This is a genomic window from Mycobacterium sp. 1423905.2 (genome assembly GCF_001673155.1).
Classification (GTDB): Bacteria; Actinomycetota; Actinomycetes; order Mycobacteriales; family Mycobacteriaceae; genus Mycobacterium.
Genome location: NZ_LZLE01000342.1, coordinates 1 through 16,286 on the forward strand (window position 1 = coordinate 1; position 16,286 = coordinate 16,286).

The following is a 16,286-nucleotide window of genomic DNA, read 5'->3' on the forward strand; positions in this document are numbered from 1 at the left end:
TTGACCTACCGGCTTCCCAACGGCGCCGTTCCGGTGCTGCTCTCCTCCGACGTTGCCGAGCTGGTGCCGGCCGAGGCCACCGCCGTGTTGTCCTACGCCAGCGACCATCCCGACGTGGCGCCGCAGGAAATCGGCGACATGCTGTTCCGCACACGCGTCGCCCGCCGATACCGGGCGCTGGCCATGGTGACCAACCGCGACGAACTGCTCGGCGCCCTGCGAGCGATTGCCGACGATCGCGAGCACCCTCTCGTCGTCCGCACCGACCAGCCCGCCTCGGCCCGCCGGCTCGCCTACGTTTTTCCGGGTCAGGGAAGTCAACGCCCCGGCATGGGACGCCTTTTCTATGAATTGGTTCCGGCCTTCCGCGCCGAAGTGGACCGCTGCGCCGAGGCCTTTCGCACGCTACTGGGCGAGTCGCCGCTGGATTACCTTCTCGATGACCACATCCCGCCGCATGACAACGCGCGCACCGTCCAACCCGCGTTGTTCACGCAAATGGCCGGCTTGGCCGCGATGTGGCGCGCGCTGGGCATCACACCGAGCGCCGCCGTCGGGCACAGCCAAGGGGAGATCGCCGCGGCCTATGTGTCCGGGATGATCACCCGTGACGACGCGGCGGCTGTCGTCGCGATCCGCGCCCGCGCCGCCGACGAACTGGGCACCGGTGACTACGCCATGGCTGTCGTGGCCGCCGATCGTGACACCTGTGAAGACTTACTGGCGCGCTGTTCCGGCTGGGCCGAACTGTCGGTGGTCAATTCGCCGTCGATGACCGGCATCTCGGGTGACCGGGCGGCCGTGCAGGGCGTCGTGGACACCCTCACCGAGCGCGGAACGTTCGCGCGAGTCATCGGGGTGGCATATCCAGCGCACACCAGCCTGATCAACCAACTCGGCGCGCGTGTGCGAGAAAGCACCCGGCGCGAGGTGCGCAATCAGGACTTCCTCGACGGTCAAATCGCCTGCCTGGGTGCCACTCTGGGCGGTCCGATCACCCCGGACCTGCCGGTCGATCAATACTGGTTCTGGAACCTGCGCAACACCGTTCGATTCGACAAAGCCATTGGGGCGGCACTGGCACAAGAGATAGACGCGTTCGTCGAATTGGCCGAGCACCCGACTCTGCAGTTGGCGATTCACGAAAACCTCGCCGCGGCAGGTGCAAGCGACGAAGAATTCAGCAAGGTCGTCATCGGTACCTCAACCAGAGCGGCCACCAATCTCGACGACCTCACGCGCAATCTCGCCACGCTGGCCGTGCAGATGTTGGACTATTCCTGGGCGGCATTGGGCACCGAAGTCGACGGTCCCCTCCCCCTACCGTTGCTCGACTTCCCCAACATCCAGTTGAACCAGACGCGGCTGTGGATGCCGTATGGCTCGCCCCAGCGGGCGGATGAAGCCGTCACACCGGCGCCCGCAGCGAAGAACCCGTCCGAGGACCCAGCCGCCGACGCGGCACCGGTGCGGCTGCTGTGCGAGCAGTGGGTGCGGCTGTCGCGACGCTCGCTGGTGCCCCCGCGTCGAATCGGAATCGTCGATCACACCGGCGCCTGCACCGAGCTTGCCACGGCTTTGGGCACCGCCGCCGCCGATGTCGGCGCATCCGCTCGAGTCATTGATATCGAAAGCCTCTCCAGCACAGATGATTTCGACACCTATGTCATCCTGCTGCCGCCGCCACCGCAGCTCGGCACCACGGCCGCCGCGGCCGAAGTAGCCGCCTTCTTCGCCGACCACACCTGGTGGCCGGGACTGACGGAGACTGTGACCGAATGCTGGCTGGTGACGGCGGGCGGCGAAGCCGCACGCGCCGACGATATGAGACCCGATGTCGTGCACGCGGCCGCAGCGGCAGGATTCCGCAGTGTCGGTGCCAAATATCTTGGGGTGCGGTTCCGCCACCTCGACCTACCGGCCGGCTCCACGCCGTCAAGCGTGGCCGCCGCACTAGTGGCCGCGGTCCACACCGCCGGTGAATCCGAACTGGCGCTGCGCGACGGCGCCCTATATGCCAAGCGCATCGTCGAGGCAGACAGCACCCTCGCCGAGTTCGGAGCCGAACTTCGTGCGGCGACACCGCCTGCCCACGTGCTCGTCGTCGGCGGGACCGGCAATCTCGGGCTCGAATTCTGCGCGCACTTCGCCCAACGCGGATCGCAGCGCATCACGCTCGTCTCCCGATCAGGTGAGACCGCTGCCCTCACCGAGCGACTACGGCCCCTCCGCACCGCCACGGGCACGCAGATCGGCGTAGTCAGCTGCGACGTCAGCGATCAAGAGGCGGTCAGAAGCTGGGCGCAGAACTACCAAGACGCGCCCGCGGACCTGATCATTCACGCCGCTGTGCACTATTCCGGCATCGAACTCGAAGACATCACCCACGACCTCGTCGACCAAGCGCTGGCACCCAAGGTTGTCGGGATCGCAAACGTCCTCGAGGCGTTCCCTCGCACCGACGACTGCCGCGTGGTGCTGTGTTCGTCCATCTCGGCGACGGTCGGTGGTCGCGGCGTCATTGTCTACGCAGCAGCCAACCGAATGCTCGACGCCATGGCTTACCAGCTGCGGGCCGACGGACTGGACTGCACGTCAGTCCAGTGGGGCCACTGGAATGTCCATGACGACGGCGACGGGGCTGCGCTGGCCGCACTGGCCGGTACCGGCGTGATCGCCATGCGCCCCGCCGACGCGATCGCCGCGGGATTGACCACCCCGTTCCGCAGCAACGTTATTGTCGCGTCGTTCGATGCCGAACGCGCTCGGTCGGTGCTGGAGACTTGCGGTCGCGCCACGTTGTTGTCCGAGCTGAGTAATGCTGTGGTCCAACCCGTCGCGCCCGTCGGCGGCCCCAGCCCAGCAGCCGACCCCGCGCCCGAAACTCCAGTGTCACAGCGGCTGTTGGGCCTGCTCGCCGGCGCCATAGGCATCGACAGCGTCGACAAGCTGGATCCCACCGTCCCCATGGTCGCGATCGGTCTGGATTCGTTGCAGGCGTTGGAGTTACGCCGTCGGGTCAAGCTGGAGTTCGATCAGGATCTCGAGGTCGCCGAGCTGCTCAGTGGAGCGTCGATCGCCGACGTGCTGGCCAGGCTGGGCGCATAACGTCAAGCCTTGGCTCAATCGTGCGCCATTGCCTCACGCAGGCTCTTCGGTCGCATGTCCGACCAGTTACGTTCGATGTAGGCAAGGCAATCGGCGCGGGTGTCCGGGCCGAACACCACCCGCCAGCCGACGGGCACTGCGGCGAACTCCGGCCATAAGCTGTGTTGTTCCTCGTCGTTGATCAAGACGAAGAACCTCCCCGTCTCATCGTCAAACGGATTGGTATTCACCGCTTCTCCCTGTCGGCGGGTTCGCTTCGGCAGTCGTGAGGCCCAATTCGGCGCCGAGGATGCGATCCGACAGCAAGCCCAGGCAGCTCAGATTCGGGAAACCCGGGCCCTCGTTGAGACCGGACAAGTTGGGCAACACCATCGTGGGCTGCACGCCACCGACCGCCAGACCAGGACCGATGGATTCCTCCAACCGCTCACCGGTCAGCGGGCCGCCTAGGCCCAGCTCCAGCCGATCCAGCGCTTCTGCCGACAACAACGGCACAAACCACAGCGGGTCCGCCCCAGAACCGTCGATGACGAGGTCGAAAGCGTGCAGCGTCTCGACCGGTTCGCCAAACCGATCCGTGGACACGGTGATCCAAATCCGGTCATCGCGAACCACTGCGCGCGCCACCCGTCCCCGCAGATGCCTGATTCGTTCATCGGCGAGCAACGATTCCTGAACGCGCGCGGAGAAGACGCCGCGGTCGGTGCGGGCGATGCAGTTGCGCCGTTCGGCGAGGGTGAGGCTGCGCCATCCCGCAGGGTCGGAGAACAGCGAGTTCTCAAAGAAACCTTCGCCGCGGGTAAACAACGTTGCCTGCGGGGAGATGGCCGTGATCGCCGAAACCCGATGGTGGAACAGCTCGTTGAGCATCGACGCGGACGTCTCGCCACCGCCGATCACCGCGACGTTGTCCGCAACGATTCGGTCATGACGCCCGGCGCGCTGCCAGAACTGGGCGATGGACAACACTCGAGGATCACCGGAGAGCATCGATCGCTCTGGCTGACCGGGGCCGGTGACGATCACCGTCTCGGCGGTCAGGCTGGACTCGGGAGTCCGCAGCACCCACCGTGACCCGTCGACCGATATTTGAACAACCTGGCCGCGAACGACTTTCAGTTCCACCACATCAGCGACCCAGCGCAGATAGCGAGCCCAGGTGTCGTGCGTGGGCGATGGTCTGCCACGATCCACCCAGCCGACGAATTGGTCGGTGGCAACCAGATACGACTGCCAACTGAACCGCATCATCCGCTCGTCGATTTCGCTGTCGCGGCCCGGCAGCAACGACGAGCGGTAAGGGAAACCGACGTCTTTCTCCGGACTGGTCCCCAACCGTTGCCGACCATCGGTCCAGCCGCCCCCGGCACGCCAGTTCGCCGCGACGCCCGAGCGCTCGACGGCAATGATGTCGGGCACCTCGACGCCCATCTCACGCAGCACGGCGGCCTTGGCCGCCACGGCCACCGCCTTGGCGCCGGCACCGACGATCGCTACTGTCCCGCTCATCAGGCCCCCAGCCGCGGGGCAGGCGGACGGCCACAGGTGAGGTAGACGGGGTGGCATTCCCAGTTCGCCGACGTTCCGGCGAATGCTGCGCGGCCCACAACCCCACCTCCGTCTTAGCTCAGGCTGTCCTAACTTTCGTGTACGCTACCCTATGTCGGCGGGCCAGGACATGCTCGCCCCCAGGGAGCCACCAAGTGCCGGTAACTTCTCCTCAGCAACCGCAGCCGTCATCGCTGTCGGGGTTCGTTCCGTTTCCGCCGGACCGTGCCGCTGCCTACGTCCGAGCCGGGTACTGGACGGGGCGGACGGTCGATTCTGTTTTGCGCGACGCCGCGGTCGGCTGGCCGGAGCGGGTCGCCGTTATCGACGCACACGGCAGCCACACCTTCGCTGAACTGGATAACCTGGCCGATCGCGCCGCCGGGAGTTTCGCCGCGCTGGGGATCACCTCCGGCGACCGGGTGTTGCTGCAATTACCGAACTCCTGCCGGTTCGCCGTCGCCCTGTTCGGTTTGCTGCGTGCCGGCGCCATACCGGTGATGTGCCTGGCCGGGCATCGGTTCGCCGAACTCAGCCACTTCGCGGAGGTCAGCGACGCAGTGGCCCTGGTGGTGCCCCAGAGCGCGGGCGGGTTCGACTACCGCCCGCTGGCCGAGCGGCTGACCGCGGCCCACCCGCGGCTGCGCCACGTCATCGTCGACGGCGATCCGGGGCCCTTCCGTTCGTGGGCGGAGTTGCCCGACGGCGACGTCCCGCAGGTCCCCGTCGACACCACCGCCCCGGCGTTGTTGCTGGTGTCCGGCGGCACCACAGGGACACCCAAACTCATCCCCCGCACCCACGATGACTACGTCTACAACGCCACCGCCAGCGCCCGGCTGTGCGCGATGTCCAGTGACGACGTGTACCTGGTAGTACTTCCCGCGGCGCACAATTTTCCGCTGGCCTGTCCCGGCATCCTCGGCGCGATGAGCGTCGGTGCCACAACGGTTTTCAGCACCGACCCCAGCCCTGAGGCCGCATTCGCCGTGATCGAGCGGCACCGGGTCACCGTCGCCGCGCTGGTGCCCGCGCTGGCCAAACTTTGGGCCCAAGCCTGCGATTGGGAACCGGTGACACCAAAGACATTGCGGCTGCTGCAAGTTGGCGGCGCCAAGCTCGAGCCCGAGGATGCACGGCTGGTTCGAGCTGAGCTGACGCCCGGGTTGCAGCAGGTCTTCGGCATGGCCGAGGGCCTGCTCAACTTCACCCGCCTCGACGACCCACCCGAGGTGCTGGAGAATACTCAGGGGCGGCCCCTGTCGGATGCTGACGAACTGCGCATCGTCGACAGTGCCGGCGCACCGGTGGCACCGGGAGACGAAGGCGAACTGCTGACTCGTGGGCCGTACACCTTCAACGGCTACTTCCGCGCCGAGCGGGACAACGAACGCTGCTTCGACCCAGACGGCCGCTACCGCAGTGGTGATCTGGTCCGGCGGCGGCCGGACGGGAATCTGGTGGTGACCGGCCGGGTCAAAGACGTGATCAACCGCTGCGGTGAAACGATCTCCGCCCAAGACCTCGAAGAACAGCTGGCCAGCCACCCGGCCATCTGGTCGGCGGCGGCGGTGCCCTTGCCAGACCCGGAGCTCGGTGAAAAGGTCTGTGCCGCGGTGGTATTCGGTGGCCCCCCGGTGTCGCTCGCGGAACTGAACGGCTACCTCGATCAGCGCGGGGTCGCGACCCACGCACGCGTCGACGTGCTGGTCGCGATGCCGTCGCTGCCCACGACGCCGGTAGGCAAGATCGACAAGAAGGCGATTGCCCGGCAGATCGCGCCACCCGCGGCCGAATCGCAGCCGTAACGCCAACGGGCGGCCAATCGCCCGAATCGCGCAAGTTACGCGCCTGCCCGCGACGACCTCCCCCCGCACCCTGAACAATCCAACGCCGCTCCCCGTTGGTGGCGGCGCGTCGATTGCTGTAGCTTCTACAGGAAACAAATAGCAGACGGTAGTGTTCCCTAAGTCGGATCGGAGGAGTCACCTGATGGAGCTAGGTCTCTTCGGTCTGCTGACGGTGGTGTCCCTGGCGCTGGCACTGGTGTTCGCGGCGTGCGCGTCGGTATTCGTCAATCGGATGCGCAGGCGAGAGCCCCTTGCGCTCAGTGAGGAGCTGGCCAGTGCCAAGTCGGTCATCGCCAAAGTGCGCAAACGGCAACCGTTGTCGCAGGACGAATTCGCGCTGGCCAAGCAGATTATTGACGACCGAGGCTCACCGCTGGCCTACTGCATTCCCGGTGCTCTGTTCATGCTGGGGTGCTTCTTCGTGTTCGGCAGCCTGGAACACTTGCACGGGGCAACGCCGTCGGAGCGGACATTCCTTGGCGTCATCCCCATGTTCACCTCCACCAATCTCGCCCTGCGGCTGCTCAGCAGCGCGAAGTTGAAGAGACGTCTACAAACGTCGGGTAAAGCAGAGGTGACGACGTGAGCCCTCGTCGAGCCGGTAGGACGGTCTTGGAGCGAGCCTGGATGCCACTGGTAGCCGTCGTCGCAGTAGGCGCGGGTCTGGTGTGCATGTGGAAAGTGCACCAGCTGTCCGAGCCGGAGCCGGTCATCACCGTCAACGGCCCGCAGGCACCCGAGCAGTTCAATCCCAAGCAGATGACCTACGAGGTGTTCGGCTCCGCCGGCGAAGGCGGGATGCTCGACTATGTCGACGTCGAAGGGCACCCGCACCGGGTTGATATCACAGCCCTGCCCTGGTCCCACACCGAAACCACTACGCTCACCGTTGTTTCGGGCAGCATCTCGGTGCATGTGCGCGGCAGCCAGATCGGCTGTCGAATGCTGGTGAACGGCGTAGTCCGCGATGAACAGTCCGCGAGCCACCAGGATGCGGACGTCACCTGCCGAGTGAAATCCGCATGAGCGCGCATCGGGCCGGTCGGCCCTTCCTCGCCCATGCGGTACGAGTCCTGGCGATACCGATCATCGTCTTCTGGGCCCTGCTCGCCGTAACGACGAACACCTTCGAGCCGAAGGTGGAGGACGTCGCAGAAGAACTCGCCGGACCGATGGTCCCGCACTACGCCCCCTCCCAGCGCTCGATGCTGGCTATCGGTGAGAAGTTCCACGAGTCGACCTCGACCAGCTTGACCATGGTGGTGTTCGAAGCCAATCGACCGTTGGGCGAGGCGGACCACCAGTATTACGACGAATTGATGCGCCGACTGAAGCGCGACACCAAGCACGTGCAGTACGTCATGGACCTATGGGGAAAGCCGTTCACCGCGGCGGGGGCCCAGAGCGTCGACGGTAAGGCGACGTATGTGCTGTTGCGTCTCGCCGGCGACATCGGTCAGATACAAGCCAACCAGTCTGTTGACGCCGTCCGGGAAATCGTCGCGAAGGACACCCCACCCCCCGGCCTGAAGGTCTACGTGAGCGGCGCCGCTCCGCTCGCGTCAGACACACTGAGCATCGCCAATGCGAGTTTGAACAACGTCACGATCGTGACGATTTTCTTGATCATCGCGATGCTGCTGCTGGTGTATCGCTCTATCAGTACCCTGCTGGTGCCGTTGGCCGGAGTGCTCATCGAGATGTTGGTCGCCAAGGGAGTGGTGTCGACCCTCGGGCATCTCGGGTATATCGAGCTGTCATCGTTCGCGGTGAACATCGTCATCGCCCTGACCCTCGGAGCCGGGACGGACTACGGCATTTTCTTGATGGGTCGCTATCACGAGGCGCGGCAGGCCGGTGAAACGCGCGAAGATTCGTTCTACATCGCATACCGAAGCGTTTCGCCCATCATCATCGGTTCGGGCCTGACGATCGCGGGCGCGTGTTACTGCTTGACGTTCGCCCGCCTCAACTACTTCCACACCATGGGACCGGCCGTGGCGATCACGATGCTGTTCACCATTGCGGCAGCGATGACCCTGGGGCCCGCCCTTTTGACGGTGGGCAGCCTCTTCGGGATGTTCGACCCCAGGCAGAAGGCGAAGGCGCAGCTGTATCGGCGAATCGGAGCAAGCGTGGCCCGCTGGCCGGTACCGATACTGGCGGCCAGTGCGGCGGTCGTCATGATCGGGGCGATATTCGTTCCGACCTATCAGCAGAACTATGACGATCGTCAGTACCAGCCGGCCAATGCCCCCGCCAATCAGGGCTTCGCCGCCGCAGACCGGCACTTCCCGAAAAGCAAATTGTTCTCCGAGATGCTGATGGTCGAAACCGACCACGACATGCGTAATTCCGCGGATTTCATCTCGCTGGATCGAGTGGCCAAGGCGCTTATTCGGCTGCAAGGCGTGGCGATGGTACAGAACATGACCAGACCCCTGGGCCGGCCGTTAGAACACGCCACCCTTCCCTACCTGTTCACCACGCAGGGCAGTGGAAACGGACAACAGCTTCCGTTCAACAGGGAGCAGAACTTCAACACCGATCAGCAGGCAGAGATCCAAGCGCACTCCGTCGCGGTGCTTCGTAAGGAGATCGGCTTCTTCCAGAACTTGTCGGACGAGCTGCACAGAACTGTCCTCACTGTTGAGGATCTGCAACAGGTCACCGACGAGATGAACTCCGAGATCTCCAACGTGGATGATTTCTTCCGGCCGATCAAGAGCTACTTCTACTGGGAGAAGCACTGTTTCGACATCCCCATCTGCTGGACGTTCAGATCCGTATTCGACGCACTCGACAACGTCGACAAGTTGGCCGCTGATATCAACGACGCCAAAGCGTCGCTCGAGGCCATGGACAGGATCGTGCCGCAAATCATCACGCAACTGAAAGCCACGGCCGACGACACCGAAGCCTTGAGGGCGATGCTGATCAATACGTATGGTTCGGCAGATCTGCAATCGACCCAGACCCAGCAGACGTTCGACGACCAGATCAATGTGGGGCTTGACTTCGACCGATCCCGCAGCGATGACTTTTTCTACATCCCCAGAGAGGGTTTCGACAACGAAGACGTGAAAACCGGTATGACGCTGATGATGTCGCCGGACGGCAAGGCGGCCAGATTCATTGTCACCCACGAGGGCGATGCCATGGGTCCCGAGGGGGTAGAACATGTTGAGAAGTTCCCCGCCGCAATCACCACCGCGCTGAAGGAGACGTCGCTGGCCGGCGCGCGAGTCTATATCGGCGGCTCCGGCTCGAACAACAAGGACATCAAGCAATACGCTGCGTCAGATCTGCTCATCGCAGCAATCGCCGCCTTTGTGTTGATCTTCCTGATCATGATGTTCATCACGCGAAGTCTCGTCGCGGCCTTGGTCATTCCTGGCACGGTGGCCTTCTCCTACGCCGGGGCATTCGGGCTATCCATACTGATCTGGCAGCACTTGTTGGGCCTGCACTTGCACTGGCTGGTTTTGCCTCTGACCTTCATCATCCTGGTGGCGGTGGGGTCGGACTACAACCTGCTGCTGATCGCCCGAGTGAAAGACGAGATCCACGCCGGACTGCACACCGGTCTGATCCGCGCGCTGGGCAGCACGGGTGGCGTAGTGACGTCCGCCGGTTTGGTGTTCGCCTTCACCATGCTCGCGATGCTGACCAGCGATCTGCGCACCATCGGTCAGGTGGGCTCCACGGTGTGCATCGGGCTGCTCCTCGACACGCTGATCGTGCGGTCGTTCGTGGTGCCGTCCATACTCAGCCTGCTGGGGCCCTGGTTCTGGTGGCCGACCTTGGTACGCTCCCGTCCGCTCCCCCAGCGATAACGGTGTCCGGCGGATAAGCTCGTCGCCGCCGGTGACGGTCGACCACGTCAAGGCGTCAGCCAACGAAGGAGATGTCGACGATGTCTGTTGAAGAACGAGGAACGGCCAAGCTTTACGACGCGTTGACGACCAAAGGCACCGCCTTCACCGAGGCCGAGCGCCGCGAGTTCGGCCTGCTCGGCCTGCTGCCGACCCGGGTGAAGACACTCGCCGAGCAGGTCGACCACTGCTGGCACGAGTTCTCCACCCGCCGCGACGATTTGGACCGCCACATCTATCTGCGCGCGCTACAGGACCGCAACGAGACGCTGTTCTACCGGGTGCTGCGCGACCACATCACCGAGACGCTGCCGATCGTCTACACCCCGACCGTCGGCGAGGCGTGCCAGCGTTTCAGCGAGATCTATCGGCGGCCCCGGGGGCTGTTCGTGTCCTATCCCGACCGCGATCGCCTCAGCGAGGTGCTGTCCAACCGGCCCCAGCATGAGGTCGACGTGATCGTGGTGACCGACGGGCAGCGCATTCTCGGCCTGGGTGATCAGGGCATCGGCGGCATGGGCATTCCGATCGGCAAGCTTTCGCTGTACACCCTCATCGGCGGCATCCATCCAGCGCGCACCCTTCCGATCGTGCTCGATGTGGGGACCGACAACGTCGAACTGCTCGACGACCCGTTGTATCTGGGCTGGCGCCACCGGCGCATCGACGACGACGAATACCGCGCTTTCATCGATGATTTCGTCGCCGCGGTGCACGAGCAACTTCCCGGCGTGTTGCTGCAGTGGGAGGACTTCGCCACCACGCATGCATTGCCCATCCTCGCTCGTTATCGCGACAAGCTGCTGACCTTCAACGACGACATCCAAGGCACCGCCGCGGTCACCGTTGGTGCGCTGCACGGAGCGGCGAAGGTGGCCGGCCGACCGTTGTCGCAACAGCAGGTGGTGATGCTGGGCGCCGGATCGGCCGGCATCGGCGTGCTGGACATGATCCGCCGCGAGATGGTGACCGAAGGCTTGTCTGATGATGCTGCGCGGGAACGCATCTGGGTGGTCGACGTGGTTGGGCTGCTGACCGACGACCGCACGGACCTGTCACCGGCGCAACGCGAATTCGCTCAGCCCGCTGCCCGGGTCGCCGACTGGGGACTGTCGGCGCCGGCCCAGTTGGCCGATGTGGTGCATCACGTGGACGCGGGCGTGCTGCTCGGCCTGTCCACCGCGTCGGGGGCGTTCACCGAGGACATCGTGCGGGAGATGGCCGGCAAGACCGAGCGGCCGATCATCTTTCCGCTGTCCAATCCGACCAGTCGCGCCGAGGCGCACCCGGCCGAACTCGACGCCTGGACCGATGGGCGGGCGTTGATCGCCACGGGCTCACCGTTTGCTCCGGTGCGGCGCAATGGGGTGGAACGACCCATCGCCCAATGCAACAACGTCTACATCTTCCCCGCGATGGGACTTGCCGTCACCGCCGCCGAGGCAACCCGAGTCACCGGCGAGATGATGCGGGTCGCCGCCGCCACCTTGGGCGATGCGTCGCCGGCGCTCGACGACCCTGAGAAGTCGCTGCTGCCGGACTGGTCGGAGGTTCCCGACGTCGCTGTGCGAATCGCCCACGCGGTGGCGCTGCAAGCCGTCGCCGAGGGCGTTGCGCCGCAGCGCAGTAGCGATGAACTGGCGCAACGTATTAGGGACGTGCGTTGGGTACCGGAGTATCCGGAGTCCTAAAGGTTCTCCATTCCTGTGCTGTTTCTCAGGCTGTGAGCTGCGGCGGTCTGCCACTTCTCGACTAGGAACGAGTGGCTCGCTCGACAGCTAATGCGCTGAGGGCTGATGGGCTGGCAGGACTCAGGGCGATCACCACCCAACGCAGGGCAACCTGGAGGCGATTGACCGGTCTCGCTGTCGAACAAGGCCGATCACATATTTACATGAACAGGGCTCGCCGATTCCACGAACAATCAAACCATCAACCTATACGGCATCTCTCTCAAAACCAGGGTCCGGCGTATTTACCATTAGGGGCGTAAACTAACTCAGAGTTGTCGCCAGCGGGGCAATTAATTGTGTTCTTACTGAAGCACGATTGATTCCGATTAGGATTGTGACTGTCTACGAGAATCCAGTCGCGGGCCACTCTCTGGATTGGCATCAGCTTCCAACCTGATGAAACTTTTTGTGAGTTGGTGATATCAATGACCGGTTTATCCGAGTCGTTGTCGATATATAGATACGTCCCGGCAAAGTGCACATTCTTCAGATGCAGATTTTTGACGTCGTCGCCATCGCGGTGAAACACGACGCTATTAGTGGTCAAGTTTAAAATTTTGATGTAATCGGTTCCCCACTGCATAAGCAGATCATCCCACAAAACCATGTTGAACTCGCTAGCAACCTCTTTCATCTTGTTGTCGTGGAAGTCAAAATAGCCATACCTGTAGGGATAACCCGTTCCCACAACGACTACCATTCCGTCAGGAGACATTGGGACACCGCCGCTCATCGTTGAGCCGACATTTTCTCCGACTTTGCCACCGTCGGCGGCACTGTAAAATTCTTCGCCAGCTTGGCCGTCTTCTCGGAATCTGCCAAATCCTGCGAAATTGTGCCAGCAGTTGCCAGCACGGTTGTTGTCGGTGCAGGTAGATGTCGACTGTAGCGTTGTTCCGTTAAAGCCAAGTAAGCCAGCGGATGTTCTTGCGAAGAATCCGTAGTTTGACGGAGAAACCTCTTGGACCGTCACTCCCTCCGGCCATGGCGCTAGTTGCGGTGGCGCCGACGCAAAGGGGTCAAATGCAGCGATCGAAGTGGATCGCCGTTCTGGGGTCAAGCCCTCCGAAGGTACCGACAACGTCATTACATAGAACACACGAATATGAGTTTCGTCGCCGCCGACCGTACACCCATATCCGACCAACTTCTGCCCAGCGGGTACAGACGGCGAAGGTATAGCGACAAATTGCCCAGTGTTGGCATTGAGGATCTCGCCGGTTTTGTTGAATTTCAAATCGTCGCCCGTCGTGTACCTATTCTCGCAACCGGTGTAAATCGTCCCGGGTCCAAGTTTGGCGCCCTTCGGAACGCGGAGCGTTTTCGGCATGGCAGTCGTTGTCGGAGGTACCGAAGTCGGAGCATGACCGCCTGTAGAAGCGGATGTCGCGGAGGAGGCGGGCGTCGTGCGCTCTGCTGCGGTGCAAGCCGTGGCTCCGCATGTCAGGGTCACTCCTGCAGTGACGCCCATAGCAACAGTTCGCAGCAGCCTGTTCGAGAACACTGTTGAATCCGGCCTTTCTTAGCGTGTCAGTTCGCAACTCGGTAATTTGCAGGGCAGCCGCTCGCAGCTCCTACCTTGAGGGGAATAAGGCGGCGAGGCCGAACCACCTTTCCCTTAGGTCCAGCGGAACCACCAACCGACCATACGGGGCCGGTTGGATCATCCCACGCTAGTGCAATACCCCACGTCCTGACGGCAAATGTTATGTGGTCGTAGACGGCATGCTTGGGCCGATCGTCCCTGCCATCGCGCGGCAACGGTATTTCAGAAGCCCGGCACGCGACCAGGCACTCGCGGCGTTCCCAAAACAAGGTCAGCGTCGATGTCGATCGCCACCACTAAGCCGGTTCGCCGACCAGATGGGCCAAGCACCGCGACGGGGTGCCCGTGCCCCCCGGGTGCGACTAGTCGTAGCGGGTGTTAGCCGCGCGACCGAACAGAACCGCCTCCCTGGCCACGAGGTGCCGGCGATCAATGGTGATGGTCGGGTGACGGAAGCACCCATGCCGTGTGCGAGAGGTCGGCATCAGCCGCGTGCGGCGGGCAGCACCAGATAATTGGAGGGCGGAAAGTGCTCTCTGCCAGACTGTTTGTTCGTATGGCGATGGAGGGAATACTCATCGAGCCCTAGCCAGCGGTCAGCTGAATGCGAGTGTCCACAGTCTTCTCATGGACAAACTCTGACACCGTACCTGAGCACAAGACGCCAAACCTGCAAGCTGCAGTTCTGATTACCGGTGACGCGCCGATCGAACGCTGCCATTGACGAATGTCACCATTTGGTATTGACTGCGTTGCATGAACGACGGCGTTCCGGTGCGCGGGTCCCTGCGATCACGCGGCGCGGTCGCGGTGAGCTCACTGCTGTTGCGGCCCGTCACCGGAATGATCCCGGTCGAACGGGCGTGGGGCATCTGGGCGTCGCGTCAACTTCTCGCCGGCGTCATGCGCGCATTCGGGCCTTCTTTGGCGGGAACGCACGTCGAACACGTCGACTCGGTGTTGCCCGACGGACGCCGTGTCGTCGGTGAATGGGTGTACGGGCAGGGCACCCCGCGAGCGCCCCACTCCGCGGGCGGCGTGATCTATTACGTCCACGGCAGTGGCTACGCCCTGTGTTCGCCGAAAACTCATCGCCGACTCACTTCCTGGCTGTCCTCGCTGACCGGCCTGCCGGTGTTCTGCGTCGACTACCGACTGGCCCCGCGACACCGCTTCCCCGCCGCCGCCGACGATGTGCGCGCGGGCTGGGACTGGCTGCCGCAAGCATGCGGACTGGGGCCCGAAGACGTTGTGGTGGCGGGTGACTCGGCCGGTGGTCATCTATCGGTCGACCTGCTGTTACAGGATGAGGTTGCCGCACACCCGCCGGCCGCCCTGGTGTTGTTCTCGCCGTTGATCGACCTGACGTTCGCGTTGTGCGCCGCCCGCGAGGTGCGCCGCCCTGATCCCACCATCCGCGCCGCGGCGGCGGCCAAACTCGTCGCGCTGTATTCCGTGGGAGTCGACCCGGCGCACCGTCGACTTCAGCTCGACGTCGCCGGGGGACCACCACTTCCGCCCACGCTCGTCCAAGCCGGCGGTGCCGAGATGCTCGAAGACGATGCACGCGAACTCGCCGCCGACATCCACGCCGCCGGTGGGGACTGTGAGTTGCAGGTCTGGCCCGACCAGGTGCACGTATTCCAGGCGCTGCCGCGACTGTCACCCGAAGCGCCCAAAGCGATGGGCCACGTCGCACGGTTCATCGCGAAGGCGTTGGCGGACAAGGCCGCGACGGAACTGGCCGGCTGACCGTGCGCGCACCTCTGGACCGGTTGCTCAACAAAGCCAAGACCAGCCACGGCGCATCGGCGGTGGTCACCGGCGCCGGGAGCGGAATCGGCGCTGCCTTCGGAATCGAGCTGGCCCGGCGCGGAGGTGCGGTGGTTTGTAGCGACATCGACGACCTCGGCGCCCAACGCACGGTCGACGCCATCACCGACCAAGGCGGCAAAGCCGTTGCGGTGCACTGCGACGTCTCACAGATCGAGGACGTGCGCGCGCTGGCCGAGCAAGCGCAGTCCTGGTTCGGCGCACCCCCGACCCTGGTGATCAACAACGCGGGTGTGGGCGCCGGCGGGGCGGCCATCGGTGAGACGTCCCTTGACGATTGGACCTGGACCCTCGGAATCAATCTGTGGGGGCCCATCCACGGATGTCACGTCTTCACCCCGATCCTGCGCTCAGCCCAACCCGTCAATGCACCGCGGGGCATCATCAACGTCGCCTCCGCGGCGGCGTTCGGTTCGGCTCCAGGCATGGCGGCCTACAACGTCAGCAAGGCCGGTGTGCTGTCGCTGTCCGAGACGCTGTCGGCCGAACTGGTGGGCACCGCAGTGAATGTCACCGTGTTATGCCCGACGTTCGTCAAGACCAACATCGTCCAGACCGGCCGGATCACCGAGGCCGCCACCGCACGGGCCGCCAGGCTGATGCGCTGGACCGGTTTTACCGCGGCCAAAGTCGCCCGCAATTGTCTGGACACCCACGACCGCGGCGAGCTGTACTGCATGCCGCAACTCGACGCCAAGTTCGGCTGGAACGTCAAACGCCTTGCGCCGACGGTATATACGCGCGCCGTTGGCTTCGTCGCGCGATCGAATCTGCACTGACCCCTCACGACGGG

At 63.9% G+C, this 16,286-nt stretch carries 11 protein-coding genes; 8 read left to right on the forward strand and 3 right to left on the reverse strand.

From position 1 onward, the window contains the following. Positions 1 to 3,108, forward strand: a complete 3,108-nt coding sequence (gene nbtC / locus A9W95_RS23365) for a nocobactin polyketide synthase NbtC (protein ID WP_156746365.1) — start codon at positions 1 to 3, stop codon at positions 3,106 to 3,108. Positions 3,109 to 3,122: 14 nt separating this feature from the next. Here nbtC and A9W95_RS23370 read toward each other — a convergent pair whose 3' ends face one another. Further along, positions 3,123 to 3,338: an MbtH family protein gene (locus A9W95_RS23370; RefSeq protein WP_067418426.1), complete on the reverse strand. Its 216-nt coding sequence runs from the start codon at positions 3,336 to 3,338 to the stop codon at positions 3,123 to 3,125. Continuing rightward, positions 3,319 to 4,617 (reverse strand): NADPH-dependent L-lysine N(6)-monooxygenase MbtG, encoded by a 1,299-nt coding sequence (mbtG, locus tag A9W95_RS23375; protein ID WP_067418428.1) that lies wholly within the window; start codon positions 4,615 to 4,617, stop codon positions 3,319 to 3,321. Before mbtG ends, A9W95_RS23370 begins: the two co-directional genes overlap by 20 nt. Before the next feature lie 194 nt (positions 4,618 to 4,811). Here mbtG and A9W95_RS23380 point away from each other — a divergent pair, with 194 nt between their 5' ends. The 5 genes from A9W95_RS23380 (at position 4,812) to A9W95_RS23400 (ending at position 12,072) form a co-directional block, all read left to right on the forward strand. Continuing rightward, positions 4,812 to 6,464: a (2,3-dihydroxybenzoyl)adenylate synthase gene (locus A9W95_RS23380; protein WP_067418430.1), complete on the forward strand. Its 1,653-nt coding sequence runs from the start codon at positions 4,812 to 4,814 to the stop codon at positions 6,462 to 6,464. A 184-nt stretch (positions 6,465 to 6,648) separates the two neighbouring features. Next, the gene (locus tag A9W95_RS23385; protein WP_067418432.1) at positions 6,649 to 7,092 is read left to right on the forward strand and encodes a hypothetical protein; all 444 of its coding nucleotides are present in this window, start codon (positions 6,649 to 6,651) and stop codon (positions 7,090 to 7,092) included. Positions 7,093 to 7,133: 41 nt separating this feature from the next. After that, positions 7,134 to 7,532, forward strand: coding sequence for an MmpS family transport accessory protein (locus tag A9W95_RS23390; protein WP_067418433.1), 399 nt, complete (start codon positions 7,134 to 7,136; stop codon positions 7,530 to 7,532). After that, on the forward strand, positions 7,529 to 10,342 hold the full coding sequence (locus A9W95_RS23395; protein WP_067418435.1) for an RND family transporter: 2,814 nt from the start codon (positions 7,529 to 7,531) through the stop codon (positions 10,340 to 10,342). Before A9W95_RS23390 ends, A9W95_RS23395 begins: the two co-directional genes overlap by 4 nt. A 71-nt stretch (positions 10,343 to 10,413) precedes the next feature. Next, the gene (locus tag A9W95_RS23400) at positions 10,414 to 12,072 is read left to right on the forward strand and encodes an NAD-dependent malic enzyme (protein WP_082983281.1); all 1,659 of its coding nucleotides are present in this window, start codon (positions 10,414 to 10,416) and stop codon (positions 12,070 to 12,072) included. A gap of 262 nt (positions 12,073 to 12,334) precedes the next feature. Here the strand turns inward: A9W95_RS23400 and A9W95_RS27010 are convergent, their stop codons facing one another. Beyond that, positions 12,335 to 13,444 (reverse strand): hypothetical protein, encoded by a 1,110-nt coding sequence (locus A9W95_RS27010; RefSeq protein ID WP_156746366.1) that lies wholly within the window; start codon positions 13,442 to 13,444, stop codon positions 12,335 to 12,337. 972 nt (positions 13,445 to 14,416) lie between these two features. Here A9W95_RS27010 and A9W95_RS23410 point away from each other — a divergent pair. Then, positions 14,417 to 15,412 carry an alpha/beta hydrolase gene (locus A9W95_RS23410; RefSeq protein ID WP_067418438.1) on the forward strand — a complete coding sequence of 332 codons (996 nt, stop codon included), beginning with the start codon at positions 14,417 to 14,419 and terminating at the stop codon, positions 15,410 to 15,412. Positions 15,413 to 15,414: 2 nt separating this feature from the next. Continuing rightward, a complete protein-coding gene (locus A9W95_RS23415; protein ID WP_067418440.1) occupies positions 15,415 to 16,272 on the forward strand; it encodes an SDR family NAD(P)-dependent oxidoreductase in 858 nt (285 codons plus the stop codon). Positions 16,273 to 16,286: the final 14 nt, after the last annotated feature.

Coding starts and splice junctions, on each gene's coding strand:
- A9W95_RS23395 (WP_067418435.1), top strand. CDS start 7,529: ATGAGCGCGCATCGGGCCGGTCGGCCCTTCCTCGCCCATGCGGTACGA.
- A9W95_RS23385 (WP_067418432.1), top strand. CDS start 6,649: ATGGAGCTAGGTCTCTTCGGTCTGCTGACGGTGGTGTCCCTGGCGCTG.
- mbtG (WP_067418428.1), bottom strand. CDS start 4,617: ATGAGCGGGACAGTAGCGATCGTCGGTGCCGGCGCCAAGGCGGTGGCC.
- A9W95_RS27010 (WP_156746366.1), bottom strand. CDS start 13,444: ATGCCGAAAACGCTCCGCGTTCCGAAGGGCGCCAAACTTGGACCCGGG.
- A9W95_RS23400 (WP_082983281.1), top strand. CDS start 10,414: ATGTCGACGATGTCTGTTGAAGAACGAGGAACGGCCAAGCTTTACGAC.
- A9W95_RS23410 (WP_067418438.1), top strand. CDS start 14,417: ATGAACGACGGCGTTCCGGTGCGCGGGTCCCTGCGATCACGCGGCGCG.
- A9W95_RS23390 (WP_067418433.1), top strand. CDS start 7,134: ATGCCACTGGTAGCCGTCGTCGCAGTAGGCGCGGGTCTGGTGTGCATG.